Source organism: Candidatus Methylomirabilota bacterium (assembly GCA_035764725.1).
Taxonomy (GTDB): domain Bacteria; phylum Methylomirabilota; class Methylomirabilia; order Rokubacteriales; family CSP1-6; genus DASRWT01.
On sequence record DASTYT010000028.1, the window covers coordinates 14,580 to 33,922 of the forward strand.

Annotated in this window: 21 protein-coding genes; all 21 read left to right on the top strand. The window is 72.9% G+C overall.

The annotated features are described in order from the left end of the window. Positions 1-7 precede the first annotated feature (7 nt). The 21 genes from VFX14_04060 to VFX14_04160 all read left to right on the top strand — a co-directional run bounded on the left by VFX14_04060 (position 8) and on the right by VFX14_04160 (position 19,311). Positions 8-997: a glycosyltransferase family 9 protein gene (locus tag VFX14_04060; GenBank protein ID HEU5188845.1), complete on the top strand. Its 990-nt coding sequence runs from the start codon at positions 8-10 to the stop codon at positions 995-997. Then, positions 994-2,103 carry a glycosyltransferase gene (locus VFX14_04065; GenBank protein HEU5188846.1) on the top strand — a complete coding sequence of 370 codons (1,110 nt, stop codon included), beginning with the start codon at positions 994-996 and terminating at the stop codon, positions 2,101-2,103. The genes VFX14_04060 and VFX14_04065 overlap by 4 nt, the downstream gene beginning before the upstream one ends. Then, positions 2,100-3,248, top strand: coding sequence for a glycosyltransferase family 4 protein (locus VFX14_04070; protein ID HEU5188847.1), 1,149 nt, complete (start codon positions 2,100-2,102; stop codon positions 3,246-3,248). Before VFX14_04065 ends, VFX14_04070 begins: the two co-directional genes overlap by 4 nt. Further along, positions 3,245-4,366 (top strand): glycosyltransferase family 4 protein, encoded by a 1,122-nt coding sequence (locus VFX14_04075; protein ID HEU5188848.1) that lies wholly within the window; start codon positions 3,245-3,247, stop codon positions 4,364-4,366. The genes VFX14_04070 and VFX14_04075 overlap by 4 nt, the downstream gene beginning before the upstream one ends. After that, positions 4,363-5,508: a glycosyltransferase family 4 protein gene (locus tag VFX14_04080; GenBank protein HEU5188849.1), complete on the top strand. Its 1,146-nt coding sequence runs from the start codon at positions 4,363-4,365 to the stop codon at positions 5,506-5,508. The genes VFX14_04075 and VFX14_04080 overlap by 4 nt, the downstream gene beginning before the upstream one ends. Next, a complete protein-coding gene (locus tag VFX14_04085) occupies positions 5,505-6,602 on the top strand; it encodes a glycosyltransferase family 4 protein (protein HEU5188850.1) in 1,098 nt (365 codons plus the stop codon). The genes VFX14_04080 and VFX14_04085 overlap by 4 nt, the downstream gene beginning before the upstream one ends. A 63-nt stretch (positions 6,603-6,665) precedes the next feature. Then, entirely contained in the window at positions 6,666-7,247 is a 582-nt protein-coding gene (locus VFX14_04090) for an HAD family hydrolase (protein ID HEU5188851.1), read from the top strand. Beyond that, the gene (locus VFX14_04095) at positions 7,244-8,275 is read left to right on the top strand and encodes a bifunctional ADP-heptose synthase (GenBank protein ID HEU5188852.1); all 1,032 of its coding nucleotides are present in this window, start codon (positions 7,244-7,246) and stop codon (positions 8,273-8,275) included. The genes VFX14_04090 and VFX14_04095 overlap by 4 nt, the downstream gene beginning before the upstream one ends. Further along, on the top strand, positions 8,253-8,738 hold the full coding sequence (locus VFX14_04100) for an adenylyltransferase/cytidyltransferase family protein (protein HEU5188853.1): 486 nt from the start codon (positions 8,253-8,255) through the stop codon (positions 8,736-8,738). Before VFX14_04095 ends, VFX14_04100 begins: the two co-directional genes overlap by 23 nt. Further along, the gene (gene waaC, locus VFX14_04105) at positions 8,735-9,754 is read left to right on the top strand and encodes a lipopolysaccharide heptosyltransferase I (GenBank protein ID HEU5188854.1); all 1,020 of its coding nucleotides are present in this window, start codon (positions 8,735-8,737) and stop codon (positions 9,752-9,754) included. The genes VFX14_04100 and waaC overlap by 4 nt, the downstream gene beginning before the upstream one ends. Then, on the top strand, positions 9,751-10,533 hold the full coding sequence (locus tag VFX14_04110; GenBank protein ID HEU5188855.1) for a glycosyltransferase family 2 protein: 783 nt from the start codon (positions 9,751-9,753) through the stop codon (positions 10,531-10,533). The genes waaC and VFX14_04110 overlap by 4 nt, the downstream gene beginning before the upstream one ends. After that, positions 10,533-11,525, top strand: a complete 993-nt coding sequence (gene trpS, locus VFX14_04115) for a tryptophan--tRNA ligase (protein ID HEU5188856.1) — start codon at positions 10,533-10,535, stop codon at positions 11,523-11,525. The genes VFX14_04110 and trpS overlap by 1 nt, the downstream gene beginning before the upstream one ends. Beyond that, positions 11,522-12,316, top strand: a complete 795-nt coding sequence (locus tag VFX14_04120; GenBank protein ID HEU5188857.1) for a segregation/condensation protein A — start codon at positions 11,522-11,524, stop codon at positions 12,314-12,316. Before trpS ends, VFX14_04120 begins: the two co-directional genes overlap by 4 nt. Further along, positions 12,313-12,951: an SMC-Scp complex subunit ScpB gene (scpB, locus tag VFX14_04125; protein ID HEU5188858.1), complete on the top strand. Its 639-nt coding sequence runs from the start codon at positions 12,313-12,315 to the stop codon at positions 12,949-12,951. The genes VFX14_04120 and scpB overlap by 4 nt, the downstream gene beginning before the upstream one ends. Beyond that, positions 12,863-13,612, top strand: coding sequence for a pseudouridine synthase (locus tag VFX14_04130; GenBank protein HEU5188859.1), 750 nt, complete (start codon positions 12,863-12,865; stop codon positions 13,610-13,612). Before scpB ends, VFX14_04130 begins: the two co-directional genes overlap by 89 nt. A 55-nt stretch (positions 13,613-13,667) precedes the next feature. Further along, positions 13,668-14,729: a prephenate dehydratase gene (gene pheA, locus VFX14_04135; protein ID HEU5188860.1), complete on the top strand. Its 1,062-nt coding sequence runs from the start codon at positions 13,668-13,670 to the stop codon at positions 14,727-14,729. An 11-nt stretch (positions 14,730-14,740) separates the two neighbouring features. Then, positions 14,741-15,856 (top strand): histidinol-phosphate transaminase, encoded by a 1,116-nt coding sequence (hisC, locus tag VFX14_04140; protein HEU5188861.1) that lies wholly within the window; start codon positions 14,741-14,743, stop codon positions 15,854-15,856. Next, positions 15,853-16,701, top strand: a complete 849-nt coding sequence (locus VFX14_04145; GenBank protein HEU5188862.1) for a prephenate dehydrogenase/arogenate dehydrogenase family protein — start codon at positions 15,853-15,855, stop codon at positions 16,699-16,701. The genes hisC and VFX14_04145 overlap by 4 nt, the downstream gene beginning before the upstream one ends. Then, positions 16,698-18,017, top strand: coding sequence for a 3-phosphoshikimate 1-carboxyvinyltransferase (aroA, locus tag VFX14_04150; GenBank protein HEU5188863.1), 1,320 nt, complete (start codon positions 16,698-16,700; stop codon positions 18,015-18,017). The genes VFX14_04145 and aroA overlap by 4 nt, the downstream gene beginning before the upstream one ends. After that, complete coding sequence (cmk, locus tag VFX14_04155) at positions 18,014-18,700, top strand: (d)CMP kinase (GenBank protein ID HEU5188864.1); 687 nt, start codon at positions 18,014-18,016, stop codon at positions 18,698-18,700. Before aroA ends, cmk begins: the two co-directional genes overlap by 4 nt. Beyond that, positions 18,682-19,311: a lysophospholipid acyltransferase family protein gene (locus tag VFX14_04160; GenBank protein ID HEU5188865.1), complete on the top strand. Its 630-nt coding sequence runs from the start codon at positions 18,682-18,684 to the stop codon at positions 19,309-19,311. Before cmk ends, VFX14_04160 begins: the two co-directional genes overlap by 19 nt. The last annotated feature ends 32 nt before the right edge of the window (positions 19,312-19,343 follow it).

Here is a 19,343-nt window from a genome sequence, read left to right on the forward strand (position 1 = left end):
CGCGGGCGTGCCCGCGACGCTCGTGGTGCGCGCTCCCAACTGGCTGGGCGACACCGTGATGGCCCAGCCGGCTCTGGCGGGTCTGCGCGAGGCAATGCCCGAGGCGACGATCACCGTGATCGGCCGCTGGGCTTCCGTGCTGCGCGGGCAGGGCATCGCCGATGCGCTACTTGGCTACCCCGCGTCCCCGGGCCGGCGGCGCTTCGCCCGCGCCCTCGCGGGCGCGCGGCCCGACCTGGCGCTGGTCCTGCCCAACTCGTTCGAGGCGGCGCGCGCGGCGCGCCACTGGGGCGCGCGGCGGCGCGTGGGCTTCGACACCGACGCCCGTGGGCTCTACCTTACCGACCGGGTACCGCTGCCCGAGCCCCGCCGCCATCAGGTCGACGAGTACCGGCTCCTGCTCGAGGCCCTGGGCGTCACGACGGCCGCTCGCGAACCGCAGCTGCGCGTGCCCGACGATGCCGCCGCTGAGGCGGAGGTGGACGCGCTGCTGGACGGGGGCCTCCCGCGCGGTCTCGCGCCGATCGGGCTTCACCTCGGCGCCGCGGCCGGACCGGCCAAGCACTGGACACCGGCCGGCTGGGCGGCCCTCGCCGACCGGCTGCACGCGCTCGGCCTGCCCGTGGTGCTGCTGGGCGGCCCCAACGATGCTGCGGCCGCGGAGGCGGTGCTCGGGCTCGCCGCGACAGCGCCACGCTCGCTCGTCGGGCGCGATCGCGCCGCGCTGCTACCGCATCTGCTTCCCCGGCTTCGCGGGCTCGTCAGCGCGGACACGGGCGTCGCGCACCTCGCGGCGGCGCTCGGCGTGGTCACGGTGACGCTGTTCGGCCCCACCGATCCGCGGCTCACCGCCCCGCGCTCGGCGCGTGCCCGCGTCGTCGCGCCCGGCGCGCCGTGCGCGCCGTGCTTCCTCGACGTCTGCCCCATCGATCACGTCTGCATGCGGGCCATCGACGCGGACGCGGTGGCGACGGTAACGCGGGAGGCGGTGGTGTGAAGATCGTCCTCCACACCGAGGCCTCGCCGGGGCTCGGCGGGCAGGAGATCCGCACCCTCGACGAGTCGCGCTGGATCACCGAGCGCGGCTGGCGCGTCCTGCTCGCCGGCCAGCCGGGCAGCCGTTTCGTCGAGCACGCCCGCGTGCGCGGCATCCCCGCAGTCGCGGTGCGGATGCGCGGCCCCTTCGACCTCGGCGCGGCGCGCACGCTCGCGCGCCTGATCCGGAGCGAGCGGGTGAGCCTCGTACATACGCACAGCTCGATCGACGCGTGGGTGGCCGGTATGGCCGCGCGGTGGGCGGGCGTGCCCGTCGTGCGCACGCGCCACGTCTCCATCGCCATCCGGCGTGGGCTCAACCCCGTGTACCGGTGGCTCGCCGACCGCGTGATCACCAGCGGCGAGGAGATCCGGCAGCTCGTGATCGCGGCGGGCGCGCGACCCGAGCGGGTGATCGCCATCCCCGCCGGCGTGGACCTCGACGCGTTCGCGGTGCCCCACGACAGCGCGGCCGTGCTCGAGTCCGTGGGCCTGACCCGCGCGGCGGGGGGGCCCGACGGCCCCATCGTCGGATCGGTCGCGATGTTCCGCGGCTCCAAGGGCCACGATCACCTGCTCGACGCGTTCGCACGCGTGCACGCGCGGCGCGCCGACGCGCGGCTGCTCCTCGTGGGCGACGGCGGACGGCGGGCCTGGGCGGAAGGCATCGCCCGCGCTCGCGGGATCGCGGCCGCGGTGCGCTTCGCGGGCTTCCGCACCGACGTGCCGGCGCTGCTCGGCATCATGGACTGCTTCGCGCTCGCCTCCACCCGCACCGAAGGGGTGCCGGGTTCGCTGCTGCAGGCGGCGGCCGCGGGGATCCCGCTGGTGGCGAGCCGCATCGGCGGCATTCCCGAGTTCGTGGAGGACGGGGTCACGGGCCTCCTCGTGCCGCCCGAGGATCCGGCCGCCCTCGCCGCCGGCATCGAGCGCGTGCTCGCGGATCCGGCAGCCGCCGCGGCGCGCGCGCGGGCTGCGCGCAAGCGCTGCGAGGAGGGGTTCTCCCGCGAAACCTCGATCGGGCGCCTGCTCGCCCTCTACGACGAGCTGCTCGCCCCGCGGCGATGACGCCCGAGGCCTCGCCGCTCCGCATCCTCCACCTGGTCGCCAATCGCTGGTGGACCGGCAGCGCCGACCCTGTCATCCGCCTCATCGACGGCCTCGCGCGGCGCGGCCACACCGTGCGGCTGGGGCTGATCGTGGGTGACCGCTTCGAGGCCAAGGCCCGCGAGGCCGGCATCGAGCCCGAGCCCGGGCTCTCGCTCGACGTGAAGGGAGCGCCGTGGGCGTGGGTCACCGACGCGCGGCGGGTGCGCGGGCTCGTGCGCCGCGAGGCCATCGACATCGTCCACGTGCACCACTCCCACGACCACTGGCTGGGCGCGGCGTCCCGGGGCCCCGCCGCGCTGGTTCGCACGTTCCACAATCAGCGCGCGGTGCGGCTCGGGCACGTGGCTCGCGCCCTCTACCGGCGCGCCGACGCGGTGATCGTGGTGAGCCGACAGATCGAGGAGCGCGCGCGCCTCGCCGGCATCGCGCCCGAGCGCATCCGCCGCGTCAGCGGAGTCGTGGACCTCGCGCGCTTCATGGAGGACGCCGATCCCACCGCGGTGCGGGCCGAGCTCGGGATCGACGGCGGCCCCGCCACGTCCGGTCCCATCATCGGCTCGGTCGCGCGCCTCGCCCACAACCGCGGCCACGAGCTCCTGATCCGGGGCTTTCAGCGCCTGCTCGGACGCTATCCGAGCGCGCGGCTGCTCCTCGTGGGCAAGGGGGAGGCGCGGCCGCGCCTGGAGGCGATGGTCCACGAGCTGGGGCTAGGACGGGAGATCATCTTCACGGGCTATCGCGACGGCGACCTGCCCGCGGTCCTGCGGGCCCTCGACACCTTCGTTTTGGTCGGCGCGGGCTCGGACGAGTCGTGCCGCGCCGCCCTCGAGGCGATGGCGGCGGGCCGCCCCGTGGTGGCCCGGCGCATCGGGGCGCTCCCCGACACCGTCGCGCACGGGGAGACGGGGCTGCTCGTGGACGACGAGCGGCCCGAAGCGGTGGAGTCCGCGCTCGCCGCCCTCGCCGCCGATCCCGCGCGGGCGCGGCGCATGGGTGAGGCGGGCCGGCGGCGCGCTCAGGAGGAGTTCAGCCCCGCGCGCCACGCTGCCCAGGTGGAGGCGGTGTATCGCGAAGCGGTCGCGCGCCGACGGAGGACCGGATGAGGGTGCTCCAGATCGTCTCCTGCCGTGGCTGGTCGTCGGACGCCTACTGGGCCGCGCGCGTCAGCGTGGAGCTCGAGCGGGCCGGGCATCAGGTGACCTTCGCCTGTCGGCGGGGAACCGAGTCGCGCGTCATCGATCGCGCGCGCGCCGCCGGAGTCCGGCGCATCGAGCTGCTCGAGCTGCCGGGCGGGGTGAATCCCGCCGCCGACGCGGCGGATCTCCGCCGCCTCCGTCGGTGGCTGCCCGACCTCGACGTCGTCCACGCGCACCGGGGAAAGGAGCACTGGCTGGCCGCCCTCGCCAATCGCCTGTCCCGCACGCCACGGCCGATCGTGCGCACCCGCCACATCGTACAGCCAGTCCGATCGCATCCGCTGAATCGCTGGCTCTACCGCCGGGGCACTGCGCTCGTGGTCACGGTGACGGAGGCCATCCGCCGGCAGTACCTCGCCGCGGGCCTGGTGGACGCGGAGCGCGTCGTGGCCTTGCCGGGCGGCGTGGACGCCGACGCGTGGCGGCCGGGCCGGAGCCCGCGCGCACTGCGCGCCGCGCTGGGCGTCGCGGATGGCGTGCCGGTGATCGGCCTGCTCGGCGGCTTTCGCGCGATGAAGGGTCACACCGTCGCCCTCGAGGCGGTGGCGCGCCTGGCGCGGGCCGGCCGCGCGTTCCACGTCGCCATGGTGGGCGGCGGCTCCATGCACCTGCAGATCCGCGCGCTGCGCACCCGCCTCGATCTCGCCCATCGCGTCACCATCATGGATGGCCTGGTGGACGCCCCGGAGATGGTGGCGGGCTTCGACGCGGCCCTCTACGTGCCCCTCGAGTCGGACGGCATGTCGCGCGTGCTCTTCGAGTACATGGCGGCGGGGCGGCCGGTGGTGGCGAGCCGCGTGGGGGTGGTGCCGGAGGTGCTGGTCGACCGCGAGAGCGCGCTGCTCGTGCCCGGCGGAGAAGTCGGCGCGCTCGCCGACGCGATCGACACGCTACTCGCCGATCCCGCGCTGGGCGCCCGTCTCGGCGCCGCGGGACGCGATCTCGTGGATAGGCGGCTCTCGGGCGCGCGCGTCGCGGAGGCGCTGGCCGCGCGCTACGCGGCGCTGGCGACGCCGACCGCGTGAAGGTCTCCGTCCTCTGCTTCGACGTCTCCGACAACGCCGCCGGCCGCGCCCATCTCCTCGCGCAGCTGCTCGCGCCCATCGCCGAGGTCGAGATCGTGGGTCCGCGCCACGGCGCCGGCGTATGGCCACCGGTCGCTGCCGATGGGGTCCGCTACGTGAGCGTGCCCGCGGGTCGGATCGCGAGCTTTGCGGGAGCCTTGCCGGGCCTGCTCCGCGCGGCGGACGGCGATCTCCTCTACGCCTCCAAGCCCCGACTCGGCTCCGCCGGCCTCGGGCTCCTCAAGCGGCGGCTCGGCGGCCGACCGCTGCTCCTCGACATCGACGACTGGGAAGTCGGCTTCTTTCTTCGGGGAGGCGTCTGGGGCACGGTCGGACGCGCGGTCAACTGGACCAATCCGCGCGGCCTCCCCTGGACCTGGCTGATGGAGCGAGCCGCGCGCACGGCCGATGCGATCACGGTGGCGTCGCGCTTCCTCCAGGAGCGCTTCGGCGGCACGCTGATCCCGCACGTGCGGGACACCGACGCCTGGCGGCCCGGCCTGGACGATCCGACCAAGGTACGGGCGCAGCTGGACGCCACGGGGAAGCGGCTCGTCATGTTCCTTGGCACCGCGCGCGAGCACAAGGGCGTGGACGATCTCGTCACGGCGGTGGCGGCGCTCGCGCGGCCGGATCTCGTCCTGGCGCTCGTGGGCACCGACCCCGACGGCGCCACCGGGCGGCGGCTCCGGACTCGGCTGCCCGCACTCCGCCTGATTCCCGCCATCGCATTCTCCGAGGTGCCGCGCTATCTCGAGGCGGCCGACGTCGTGGCCGTCCCCCAGCGTGACGGTCCCGACACGCGCGGGCAGGTGCCCGCCAAGCTCTTCGATGCAATGGCGCTGGCGCGCCCCATCGTGGCCACGCGCGTGTCCATGATTCCCGAGATCCTCGACGGAGGCGGCTGCGGCGTGCTGGTCCCACCCGGCGACGCCGCCGCCCTGGGCGCCGCCATCGAGCGTCTCGCGAGCGATCCCGAGAAGGCGCGCGAGCTCGGGGCGCGCGCGCGAGCGCGCTGCGTCGAGCACTACAGCTTCGCCAGCGCACGCCGCGACCTGTTCCCGCTGGTGCAGGGGCTGCTCGACCGGACGGGCCGGGGGTGAAGCTCGCCCTCGTCTGCCGGCCGTTCACCTTCCACGGCGGCGTGGAGACGGCGACCGCCGGGCTCGTAGGCGAGCTCGCGCGCCGCGGCCACGCCGTGACTCTTCTCACGACGCGAGCGCAGCGCCCGGTCGCGGGCATCCGGGTGCGCCGGCTACCGGTGCTGTGGCAGCCCTCGCTGCTCCGGCTCGTGTCTTTCGGGCTCGCGGCACGCGCGGCCGCGCGCGCGGGCGGCTACGACGTCGTGCAGACTCATGAGCGCATGAGGGGGGCGGACGTGTACCGCGCGGGCGAGGGGACGCACCGAGGCTACCTGGAGGCCATGGGCCGAGAGGCTCAACGAAGTCCCTACCATCGATATGTTATCAGGCTGGAAACACGGATGTTTCGGCTTGATGGTATCGGCCGGATCGTCGCGATCTCCGCCCGCGGCAAGGCCGAGATCGAACGGCTCTACGCGACGCCGCCGGACCGCGTGACCCTCGTGTATAACGGGGTCGACCTGGCGCGCTTCGATCCGCCGGCGCGCGTCCACGATCGTCCTGCCGCACGCGCGGAGCTGGGCGTCGAGGAAGGGGCCTGGTGCGTGCTGTTCGTCGGGTCGGGCTTCGAGCGCAAGGGGCTGGGTCCGCTCGTGGAGGCGCTGGCGCTGCGTCGTGACCCCGCCGCGCGCCTCGTCGTGGCGGGCAAGGGCGACCGCGCGGCCTATGAGGCGCTGGCGTCGCGCCGGAGCGTGGGCCCGCAGGTCATCTGGGTGGGGACGCGGCACGACGTCGAGCGGCTCTACGCAGCGGCGGACGTGGTGGCGCTGCCCGCCCGCTATGAGCCATTCGGGAACGTGCACCTCGAGGCGCTGGCCTCCGGCCGGCCGATGCTGACGAGCGTGCACGCGGGGGGCGCCGAGCTGATCCAGCCCGGCGTGAACGGCTGGGTGGTCCCCGAGGTGACGGCAGACGCCATCGCCGAGGGGCTGGAGCGCCTGCGCAGGACCGACCCACTCGCCCTCGGCCGGGCCGCGCGGGCCACCGCCGAGCCGTACACCTACGCGGCCCAGGCCGCCGCATTCGAAGATCTCTACCGGAAGATCGTGAACTGATCCGGCTCCGAACTCCCGATCTTCATTGATCGTTCGGGGCTGGGGGCAGTACACTGCCACTCGATGGCTGGACGCCCCGCGGTGTTCATCGACCGGGATGGTTGCCTCACCGGCGAGGTGGGGTATGTGAATCATGTCAGCCGGATCCGCCTCCTGCCCCGCACCGGGGAGGCCGTGCGCTGCTTGAATCAGGCCGGTGTTCCCGCGGTGATGGTCACCAATCAGGCCGGGATCGCGCGGGGCTATTTCTCCGAGGATGTACTCCACGCCGTGAATGCCGAGATGGTCCGGCAGCTGGCCGCGCAGGGGGCGCGGCTCGATGCTCTCTACGTCTGTACGCATCATCCTCACGAGGGCCAGCCGCCGTATCGCGCGGTGTGCGACTGCCGCAAGCCCCGGCCCGGGCTGCTCCAGCGCGCCGCGCGCGAGCTCGCTCTGGACCTCGCCGCCTCGGTGATGGTCGGGGACCGCATCTCCGACGTGGCGGTCGGGCAGGCGGTGGGGGCGGCGGGGGTGCTCGTGCTCACGGGCTACGGGCGCGGCGAGTGGGAGCATCAGCGGCATGAGTGGACCGTGAAGCCCGACCACGTGGCCGAGGATCTGCTGGACGCGGTGGCGTGGGTGCTGGCGGAGCGGCGGCGATGATGTTCCCCGCGCGCGCCACGCTCGATCTGGTGGGGCAGCTCCGCGGCCGCCGCATCCTCGTGGTGGGCGACCTCATCGCCGACGAATATCTCTACGGCAAGCCGGCGCGCATCTCGCGCGAGGCGCCCGTGCTCATCCTGCGGTTCACGGATCGGGAGATCCGGCTCGGCGGCGCCGCCAATGCCGCCCACAACGTGCAGGCCCTCGGGGCCCACGCGGCGCCAGTGGGCGTGGTGGGCGACGACGAGGGCGGCGCGGCCATCGCCGCGCTCTTCGAGCGCGCAGGCATCGGCACCGAGGGGCTCGTGCGCGCGCCGGGGCGCCGCACGCCGGTGAAGACGCGGATCATGGCCGGCGGCTACGAGTCCACGCGCCAGCAGGTAGTGCGGCTGGACCGCGAGCCCGATCCGGGGCTGCCCCCCGACGTGGAGGCGCGTCTACTCGAGCGCCTCGCCGCGCTGTCGCGCGAAGCCGATGGTTTTGTCTGCTCCGACTACGGCTACGGCGTGGTGTCGCCGCGTGTGTTCGAGGCGGTGCGCGCGCGCGCCGGGGAGCGCGGCGGCCCCGTGTCGGTGGACAGCCGCTACGATCTCCTCCGGTTCCGCGGCGCCACCGCGGCCACGCCCAACGAGCCCGAGGTGGAGGCGCTCACGGGGATCGAGCTCGTCGACGAGCGCGCGATCGAGAAGGCCGGCCGCCAGGTCCTCGAGCGACTCGAGGCGAAGCTCTTGCTCGTGACGCGCGGCAGCCGTGGCATGGCGCTCCTCGAGCGCGAGGGGCCGGTGACGTTCATCCCCATCCACGGCAGCGATCAGATCGCCGACGTGACGGGCGCGGGCGATACCGTGATCAGCGCGTTCACCACCGCGCTCGCCGCCGGCGCGCCCCCCGGGCACGCGGCCTGGCTCGCCAACGTGGCCGGCGGCGTGGTCGTGATGAAGCGCGGCACCGCCAGCGCCACGCCCGCCGACCTCGCCCAGGCGCTCTCGTCCGAGCCAGGGAGCGATGGCGCCCGTTCTCGACCCTGAGGCGGCCGCCCGCTGGGCGGACACCCAGCGTCGGCGCGGCAAGACGATTGTCCTCGCCAACGGCTGCTTCGATCTCCTCCATGTGGGCCATGTCCGCTATCTCACGGCGGCCCGGGCCCTCGGGGATGCGCTCGTGGTGGGGATCAACTCGGACGCGTCGGTCCGCCGGCTCAAGGGGGCGGGGCGCCCGCTCATGAGCGTGGCGGAGCGCGCCGAGCTGCTCGGCGCCCTTGCCGCGGTGGACGCGGTTGTGGTCTTCGAGGAGGACACGGTGGAGCGGCTGGTCCGCCTGATCCGCCCCGACGTGCAGGCCAAGGGCACCGACTATACCGAGACCACCGTGCCAGAGCGCGCCGCGGTGGTGGCGGCGGGGGGGCGCGTCGCCATCGCCGGCGATCCGAAGGATCACTCCACCCGCGACCTCATTCGCATCATTGTGGATCGCTTCGGGGGCGGGCGGTGAACGTCGCGATCGTGAAGCTCTCCTCGCTGGGCGACGTGATCCACGCTCTCCCGGTGGCGCGCGCGCTGCGTCGGGCCCGGCCCGACACCCGCATCACGTGGATCGTGGAGGCCCGAGAGTACGCGATCCTCCGCGATCATCCCGATCTCGATCAGATCATCCCCGTGGACACGCGGCGGTGGCGGCGTCTCGTCCGACGGCCCGCGGGCGCCCGCGAAGTGATGGGCAAGCTGGGCCGACTCCACCGGCGCGTGCGCCTGGGCGGCTTCGACGTCGCCATCGATCTCCAGGGGCTGCTCAAGAGCGGGGTGCTCACGGCCTACACCGGGGCCCCCCTACGCATCGGTTTCAGCGCGTCTCACTGCCGCGAGCGGCTGAACGTGCTGTTCACGAACCGGCGCGTGACTCCGCCGCCCACCGCCGTGCACGTGGTGGAGCAATACCTGACCCTCCTCGGTCCGCTCGGCATCGCCCCGGGCGTGCCGGAGTTCCATCTCCCGCCGCGGCCCGTCGCCGAGCGGCGAATGGCCGACGCCCTCGCGGAGGCCGGGCTCAAGCGCAGCGACCGCATCGTCGCCCTCAATCCCGGCGCGGGACGGCCCGAGAAGCAGTGGCCGGTGGAGCGCTTTCGCGCCCTCGCCGAGCGTCTCGCCACCGAGGCGGACACGCGCATACTCCTCCTCTGGGGGCCCGACGAGATCCACATGGCCAAGCAGATCGGCTCCGGGCTGAGCGCGCGCGCCGTGCTGGCGCCGCCTACCGACCTGGACGAGCTCACCGCGGTGCTGCGGCGGGTCGACCTGATGGTGGCGGGGGATACCGGCCCCCTGCACCTTGCGGCGGCGCTGGGCACGCCCGCGCTGGGCCTCTACGGCCCCACGCGGGCGGCGCGCAACGGTCCCTATGGTGCACAAAGCCGCGGACTTCAGAGCCCCGACGGATCCATGGCGGGGCTCTCCGCGGACGCCGCCTACGCGGCCGCACGCGACCTGCTCGAGCGCGGGCGCGGGCGATGACGCGCCTCTCGGTGACCATCGTGGCGTGGAACGAGGAGGAGCGGCTGCGTCCCTGCCTCGAGAGCGTGACGTGGGCCAACGAGATCGTGATCGTCGACGGCGAGTCGACCGACAAGACGGTGGCGCTGGCGCGCGAGTTCACCGAACGCGTCTGGGTGCGCCCGTGGCCGGGCTTCGCCGCGCAGAAGAACTTCGCCCTCGACCAGGCCGCGGGCGACTGGGTGCTGGCCCTCGACGCGGACGAGCGCGTCACCCCCGAGCTGCGCGTGCGCATCACCGAGATCCTCGCCGACGACGCGGCGGGCCGCCCCGTCGCCGACGGCTATCAGCTGCCGCGGCGGAACATCTTCTGGGGCGTCTGGGTCCGCCACGGCGGTCTCTACCCGGACCACCAGCTCCGCCTCTTCCGCCGCCACGCCGGCCGCTTCGTCGCGGACGCGGTCCACGAGTCGGTGCGCGTGGCCGGACGGGTGGAGACGCTCGCGGAGCCGCTGCTCCACCACTCCTACCGGAGCCTGGAGGACTTCGTCCAGCGCTCCAACCGCTACTCCACGCTCGCGGCGGGGGAGTGGGTGCGCCGCGGCAAGCGGGCCGGGCTCGCCGATCTGATCTTCCGGCCGCTCGGCCGCTTCCTCTCGATGTACATTATTCAGCGCGGCTTCCTCGACGGCTGGCGCGGCTTCGTGCTCGCCGTCCTGTACGCCGACTACGTCTTCCTGCGGATGGCGAAGGCCTGGGAGGCCCGCATCCCCCAGGACGATCGCCAGCGAGGAGTGTGATGGCAGGCGAGAAGCAGCGGGTGCTCTCGGGCATGCGACCCACAGGGCGCCTCCACCTCGGGAACTATCTGGGCGCGCTGGAGAACTGGGTACGGCTCCAGGCGGACTTCGACTGCTTCTACTTCGTGGCCAACTGGCACGTGCTCACGACCGCGCCGGAGGCGAGCGCAGAGGCCGGCTCGAGCACCCTCGAGATGGCGGCGGACTGGCTCGGCGCGGGACTGGATCCGGAGTGCTCGACGCTGTTCATCCAGTCCCGGGTCCGCGAGCACGCCGAGCTGCACCTGCTCTTCTCGATGGTCGTCCCGGTGGGCTGGCTCGAGCGTGTGCCGACCTACAAGGAGATGGTGGAGCAGCTCGGGATCGAAGCGCCGTCCTACGGCCTGCTGGGCTACCCGCTGCTGCAGTCCGCCGACATCCTGATGTACAAGGCGCATTGGGTGCCGGTGGGCGCGGACCAGGTCCCGCACATCGAGCTCACCCGCGAGGTGGCGCGCCGCTTCAACCACACATGGAAGCCCGTGTTCCCCGAGCCGCAGGCCAAGCTGACCCAGATCCCGAAGGTGCCGGGGACGGACGGTCGTAAGATGTCGAAGTCCTACGGCAACGCCATCGAGCTCGCCGATCCGCCCGAGGTGATCACGCAGAAAATCAAGCCAATGGTGACCGATCCGGCGCGGAAGCGGCGCACCGACCCGGGCGATCCCGACGTGTGCCCGGTGTTCGACCTCCACCGCATCTTCACGCCGGACGGCCCGCGCGAGGAGTGCGCGACGGGCTGCCGCACTGCCGCCATCGGCTGCCTGGACTGCAAGGGCGTGCTCCTGCAGCACATGCTGCCGCCGCTCACCGCCATCCGCGACCGGCGCGAGCGTTGGGCATCACGGCCCGCCGATCTGCTCGAGATCCTCCACGAGGGCTCGCGCCGCGCGGAGCGCGTGGCGCGCGGGACCATGGACGAAGTGCGAGACGCGGTGAAGCTCGAGCCATGACCGAGGTCGCCGCGCCCGCGCTCACCGTCCGGGTCGAATCGTTCGAGGGCCCGCTCGACCTTCTGCTGCATCTCTGCCGCACCAGCGAACTGGATCTCACCAGGCTTCCCATCCGGACGGTCACCGACCAGTACCTCGCGCACCTCGAGGCGGCGCAGTTCCAGGACCTCGACACCGCGGGCTCGTTCATGGTGATGGCGGCCACGCTCATCTACCTCAAGTCCAAGCTCCTGCTGCCGTCCACCGGCGAGCCGGACGAGGAAGATCTCGACCCCGAGGGCGAGCTCTTGCGTCAGGAGCTGGCCGCGCGGCTGGCCGAGTACGCGCGGGTGAAGGCGCTGGGGGCCTGGCTAGGCGCGCGCGAGGCTGCGCAGGCGCTGATCTTCGGCCGCACCACGGCGGAGCTGCCGCCGCCGGAGGACGTGCCGCTCCAGGACCTCTCCGTCCATCTCCTGCTGCGAGCGATCAACAGGTTGGTGGACGATCAGCGCCGCGAGCGGCCCCGGGCGGTGGAGATGGATCCCATCTCCGTGGTGGAGCGCATGAGCGAGATCGTCTCGCTGCTGCGCTCCACGTGGTCCCTTCTGTTCTCATCGGTGGCGGGTGGGGAACGCGTCCGCGCGGAGTGGGTCGTGACCTTGCTCGCGCTCCTCGAGCTGGTGCGGCTCGGGCAGGCGCGCGCGCGCCAGGCCGAGCTCTTCGGCGACATCGTGATCGAGCGCGGCGCTGGCGGCGACCCCGCGGCGGACGACCTCGCGGTCGCACCCGTGCCCCAGGGAGACGGAGAATGACCGAGCCCATCGACGTTCTCGAGGCGCTGCTCTTCGCCTCCGACACGCCCGTGGAAATCACCACGATTCGAGAGGTCCTGGAGCTGGACTCGCCCGACACCGCCCGCGACCTCGTCGACGCGCTGGGTACCCGCCTGCGAGCCGAGGGACGGGCGCTGCAGGTGATCGAGGTCGGCGGCGGCTTCCGGCTGGTGACGCGGCCCGAGGTCGCGCCGTGGCTGGTCAAGCTCGCGCGGGCGCGCACGCGCCAGCGGCTGTCGCGCCCCGCGCTCGAGACGCTCGCCATCATCGCGTATCGCCAGCCTGTCTCCCGGCCCGAGGTGGACGCGGTGCGCGGGGTGAACTCGGAGGGGGTGCTCGACAACCTCCTCGAGCGCCGGCTCGTTCGCATTGCCGGGCGCAAGGAGACACCGGGCCGCCCCTTCCTCTACGAGACCACGCGCGACTTCCTCGTGGCCTTCGGCCTGCGCGACCTCGCCGATCTCCCCAAGCCCGAGAGCGAGCTCATCATCCCGGATCTGTCCGGCCCGGAGGCGTCGGGGCAGGGTGAGCTGGACAAGGAGCTGGCGGCTGCCACCGATCCGTCTCAGCAAGATCCTGGCGCAGGCGGGGCTGAGCTCGCGCCGCGGGGCTGAGGCGCTTCTCGCCGCCGGCCGCGTCACCGTCAACGGGCAGGTGCGCACGGAGCCGGGGGCACAGGCCGACCCCGCGCGCGACACCATCACGCTGGACGGCCGGCGCCTCGACGCGGCGGCGCCCCGCACGTATCTGCTCCTCAACAAGCCGCGCGGCTACGTGACGAGCCGCACCGATCCCGGCGGCCGCCCGGTCGTCCTCGACCTGATCCGGCACGTGCGCGCGCGTCTGTTCCCGGTGGGACGGCTCGACTACGATACCGAGGGCCTGCTGCTCCTCACCGACGATGGCCCGCTGGCGAACTATTTGTTACATCCGCGCTACGAGATCCCGCGCGTGTACGAGGCCGAGGTGGAAGGCCACGTCCGGGACGCCGAGCTCGCGCGCTGGCGGCGCGGGGTGGTGCTGGACGACGGCCCGGCGGTGCCCCGGAGCGTGCGGGTGCTGCGCCGGACGGGGGCGACGGCGACATGGCTCGAGCTGACGTTCGCGGAGGGCCGCAACCACGAGGTGCGACGCTACGCCCAGGCCCTCGGCCATCCCGTGCGCCGGCTGCGGCGCATCGCGTTTGGGCCGCTGCGGCTGGGCGACCTCGCGTCCGGGCACAGCCGTCCCCTGCGCCCCGCGGAGCTCGCCGACCTCAATCGCTTGCGCGGGTAGGGGGCTTCCCTTATACTGCGGAGGCTTTAGAGACAGTCGGGCTCAGGGAGCCTCTATGAACCTGGACGATTGGCGATCCAGGATCAACGACCTCGATAACCAGATCCTCAACCTCCTCAATCAGCGCGCGGACGCCGCCCTCCACATCGGCGAGCTCAAGAGGCAGCAGGATCTTCCCTACTTCGTTCCCGAGCGGGAGGTCCAGGTCCTCGATCGGCTGATCGCGCAGAACTGCGGCCCGCTCCCTCACGAGGCGCTCCGCGTGATCTGGCGGGAGATTCTCTCCGCGTCACTCGCCCTGGAGAATCCGCTTCCCGTGGTGTACCTGGGCCCCGCCGCCACCTACACGCATCAGGCGGCACAGGTGCGCTTCGGCTCCTCCGCGCTGCTGCGGCCCACGCGCAGCATCGCCGAGGTCTTCGACGAGGTGGAGCGCGGGCGTGCGGAATACGGCGTGGTCCCGGTGGAGAACTCCACCGAGGGGCCGGTCAACGTCACCCTCGACCGGCTGATCGACTCGGACGCGCTCATCACCGGCGAGGTGACCCTCGAGATCAGCCACTTCCTCCTGTCGCGGGCCGGCGACGTCTCCGAGGTCAAGAAGGTGTGCTCGCATCCCCAGGGGCTGGCCCAGTGCCGGCAGTGGCTCAACGCCAACCTGCCCGATGTGCCCACCGAGGAAACGTCCTCCACCTCGGCGGCGGCGGAGCGGGCGAAGGACGATCCCACCGTGGCCGCCATCTCCTCCGAGATGGCGGGGCGTCTCTACGACGTCCCCGTCCTGCGGCGGCGCATCGAGGACAACCCCTTCAACTCGACGCGCTTCCTCGTCCTCGGCCGGCGCCCCATCCCCGCCACGGGGCGCGACAAGACCTCCATCCTCTTCTCCATGAAGAACGAGCCCGGCGTGCTGTTCAGCATCCTGCAGCCGTTCGCCGAGCGCGGCCTCAATCTGACCAAGATCGAATCGCGACCGACCAAGCGGCGACCCTGGGAGTACGTGAACTTCGTCGACTTCGAGGGCCACCGGGATACCGAGATCGTCGCGGCTGCGCTGAGCGCGGTCCGCGAACGCTGCCAGTTCCTCAAGATCCTCGGATCCTACCCGGTCGCCTAAGGAGCCCCGGCATGGCCTCGTCATGGGAGTCGCTCGCCAACGATCACATCCTCGGGATCGCCCCCTACGAGCCCGGGAAGCCTGTCGAGGAGGTCGAGCGCGAGCTTGGCATCCACGACGCCATCAAGCTGGCGTCGAACGAAAATCCGCTGCCGCCGTCCGAGCGGGTGCAGAAGGCGGTGGCCGCGGCGATCACCCAGCTCAACCGCTATCCCGACGGCACCGGCTTCTACCTCCGCGAGGCGCTCGCGCGCCGGCACGGCGTCACCGCCGACCACCTGATCCTCGGCAACGGCTCCAACGAGCTGATCGAGCTGATCGCGCGCGCGTTCATGCGCCCCGGGGATGAGGCGGTGATCCCGCATCCCTCGTTCGTCGTCTACCCGATGATCGTGCAGGCGGTGGGCGGGATCCGTGTGGTCGTCACCCTCAAGGACCACCGGCTGGATCTCGAGGCGATGGCGCGGGCGATCACCCCGATGACCAAGCTCGTCTTCATCGCCAATCCCAACAACCCCACCGCCACCATCGTGACCGCGCCGGACGTCGAGGATTTCATGGCGCGCGTGCCCGACCGCGCCATCGTGGTGTTCGACGAGGCCTACTTCGAGTTCGCCCAGGGCCCGGACTTCCCCGACTCGCTGAGCTATCTGCGCCAGGGCCGCAAGGTCGTTTGCCTCCGCACGTTCTCCAAGGCGGCGAGCCTGGCCGGGCTGCGGGTGGGCTACGGGATCGGCGACCCCGACTGCGTGAGCCTGCTCAACCGCATCCGGCCCCCCTTCAACGTGAACTCTCTCGCGCAGGTGGCGGCGCTCGCCGCGCTGGAGGACGATGCGCACATCGTCGAGTGCCTGCGCATGATCGAGGCCGGACGCGCCTATCTCAGCGAGGAGTTCGCTGCGCTGGGGCTGCGCTTCCCGCCGTCGCGGGCAAATTTCCTCCTGGTCGACGTGGGGCGCAATGCGCTCGACGTGTACCAGCGGCTCCTCCGCGAGGGCGTGATCGTGCGGCCGATGCTGTCCTTCGGCATGGAAAGCACGCTCCGCATCAGCATCGGCACGCCGGAGGAGAACCGCCGGCTGATGAAGGCGCTCCGCAAGGTCCTGCAGGAGGCCAAGCGCGCGTGATCCGGCGGCTCTGCGTCGTCGGCCCGGGGCTCCTGGGCGGCTCGATCGCGCTGGCCGCCCGCGCGCGCAAGCTGGCCGGCGAGATCGTCGTGGTGGGGCGGGCGGAGGCGAGCGTGGCGCCGGCGCTGCGGGCGGGAGCGGCGGATCGAGGCACTACCGATCTCGCGGCGGGGCTGCGCGGCGCCGACTTCTGCGTGCTCGCGACCCCGGTGGCGACGCTCGAGGGCCAGCTCGCCGCGGTCTGGGCGGCCGCCGAGCCGGGCACCGTCCTCACCGACGTGGGCAGCACGAAGGGGCGCATCGTGGCCACCGCGGAGCGGCTGGCTATCGGGCGTCCGCTCGACTTCGTGGGCAGCCATCCCATGGCGGGCTCGGAGCGCGCCGGGTTCGCGGAGGCGCGCGCCGATTTATTCGTAGCGGCAACCGTTATTCTGACGCCCACGGAGCGCACCGCGCCGGCGGCCCTCGCGCGCGTGCGCGCGTTCTGGGAAGCGATGGGCGCCCGCCTCACGGTGCTGGACCCGCTCACCCACGACCGCGCCACCGCGGCGGTGAGCCACCTGCCGCACCTGGTCGCCGACGCGCTCGTGGATGCGGTGCTGCGCATGGATCCCGCGTTCCTCGACGTGGCTGCGCGCGGCTTCCGCGACACCACGCGCATCGCCGCGTCCAGCCCGGCGGTCTGGCGCGAGATCTTCCAGGACAATCGCGCCGCCCTCGCCGAGGCCCTCGCCGCCTTCCGTAAATCGCTCGATCATCTCGAAGCGGTGATCGCGCTGGGGGACGCCGCCGCCGTCGAGGCCGAGCTCGAGCGAATCAAACAGCACCGGGAGAAGCTCGGGTGAGAATTCGCGTCACCCCGACCCCGCGCCTCGCCGGCCGCGTGCTCGTACCCGGCGACAAGTCCATCTCGCATCGAGCCGCGCTGTTCGGCGCGCTCGCCAGCGGCCGCACCGAGATCACGGGGTTCCTCGAGGGCGAGGACTGCCTGGCCACTCTCCGGGCGGTGCGGGCCCTCGGGGTGGAGGTCACCCGAAAAGGGCCGGGCCACTACCTGGTCGACGGCGTGGGACCCGACGGGCTCACCGAGCCAGAGGACGTGATCGACTGCGGCAACGCTGGCACCGGGGCGAGGCTCCTGGTGGGCGTGCTCGCGGGCCAGCCCTTCTGGTCCATTCTCACGGGGGACGAGTCGCTGCGGAGCCGCCCCATGGACCGCGTGGCCGCCCCGCTGCGCCGCATGGGCGCGACCGTGGTCGGCCGCCGCGAGGGCAGCCGTCTGCCGCTGGCGGTGCGGGGCGCGCGCCCGCTGAAGGCAATCACCTATGAGTCCCCCGTGGCTTCCGCGCAGGTGAAGACGGCGCTGCTCCTCGCCGGCCTCTGGGCCGATGGCCCCGTGACGGTGCGCGAGCCCTCCCCGTCGCGCGACCACACCGAGCGCATGCTGGGCGGTTTCGGCGCGCGCCTGACGGCAACGCCGGAGGGCGTGACGCTGACACCCGGCGGCGAGCTTCGTGGGCAGCCGGTGGCCGTGCCGGGCGACATCTCCTCGGCCGCCTTCTTCCTCGTGGCGGGCGCCCTCATGGCCGATCCCGAGCTCACCGTCGCCCACGTGGGCACCAATCCCACGCGCACCGGCGTCCTCGAGGTGCTGGAGGCAATGGGCGCCTCGATCCGGCGGCAGGCCCCCGCCGGTCCCGGCGCCGCCGCCGAGCCGGCCGCCGACCTCGTCGTCCACCGGAGCCGCCTGCGTGGCGCCGAGATCGGCGGCCCCGTCATCCCGCGCCTCATCGACGAGGTGCCCATTCTCGCGGTGGCCGCGACGCTCGCGGAGGGTCCCACCGAAGTGCGCGATGCCGCCGAGCTGCGCGTCAAGGAGTCGGACCGCATTCGCGCCATCGCCGCCGAGCTCGGCCGGATGGGCGCGCGGATCACCGAGCGGCCGGACGGCCTGCGGATCGAGGGCGGGACGCGCCTGCGCGGCGCGGTGGTGTCGAGCGGGGGCGATCACCGGATGGCGATGTCCCTGGTCATCGCCGGCCTGCTTGCGGACGGCGAGACAGTGGTGGAGGATACGGACTGCATCGCGACCTCCTTCCCGGGCTTTCTCACCGCGGTCAACGACCTGGCGGGATCTCCGGCGGCGAGGGCGGAAGCATGACGTGTGATGGCCGGCGGGAGCCCGTGATCACGATCGACGGACCGGCGGGAGCGGGAAAGTCCACCGCCGCGCGTGCGCTCGCGCGCCGGCTCGGCTTCCGTCTCCTCGACACCGGCGCCATGTACCGCGCCCTCGCCTGGGCGGTGCGCGAGGCGGGGCTCGCCCCCGACGACACGCCGGCACTCCGCGCGGTGCTCGACGCGACCACGGTGGCGCTGGACGGCGAGCGCGTGCTCGTCAACGGCCGCGACGTGACGGGGGAGATCCGCTCCCCCGTCATTGGCGAGCTCACGTCCGTGCTCACCATGCTCCGGGCGGTGCGCGAGAAGATGACGCCGATGCAGCGTGCGCTCGCCGCCGACGGCGGGGTCGTCCTGGAAGGCCGAGACACCGGAAGCGTGGTGTGCCCCGACGCCGACGTGAAGTTCTACCTGGACGCAACGCTCGAGGCGCGCGCGCGGCGGCGGCGCGAGGAGCTCGCGGAGCGCGGCCTCGCCCTGGACCTGGACCGCGTGCGCGAGGAAGTGGCGCGGCGCGACCGGCAGGACATGGGCCGCGCCATCGCCCCCCTCGTCCGGCCGGCGGACGCGGTGGTGGTGGACACGACGGGGCTGGACGGGGCGGAAGTGCTGGAGCGGCTGATGGACGCGGTGGAGCGGGTCCGGTGCTCTACGAGATCCTGAAGCCAGTCGCGGTGCTCCTGATGCGGCTCTACTTCCGGCTGGAAGCGCGCGGGGCCGAGCAGGTGCCGCCCACGGGACCGCTCCTGCTCGTGTCGAATCACTCGAGCGTCCTGGATCCGCCCCTCGTCGGCGGCGCCTCGCCGCGCCAGCTCTCGTTCCTCGCCAAGGCGGAGCTGTTCGACATCCCGCTCTTCGGTCGCTTGATCCGCGCGCTGAACGCGCGGCCGGTGCGCCGCGAGGGTTCGGATGCGCGCGCGCTCAAAACGGCGCTGAAGGTGCTGGAAGAGGGGCGCGCGCTGCTGGTGTTCCCGGAGGGCACCCGCGGACCCGAGGGAGCCTTGAGAGAGGCGAAGCCCGGGGCGGGCATGCTCGCCGTCCTGAGCGGGGCCGTCGTCGTGCCCGTTCTCATCACGGGCAGCGGGCGCGCGCTCCCCAAGGGCGCGGCGTTTCCGCGGCCGGCCAAGGCCGTGGTGCGCTTCGGCCCGCCCATGCGCTTCAAGGCGAAGGCCGAGGGCGAGCGCGAGACACCGGAGGAGCGAAAGGACGCGTATCGCGCGGCCACCGACGAGATGATGCGCGCCATCGCGCAACTCCAGCGTCAGGCCGCCTGAGACTTACCCGTACGCAGAAGCTCGCAACACTA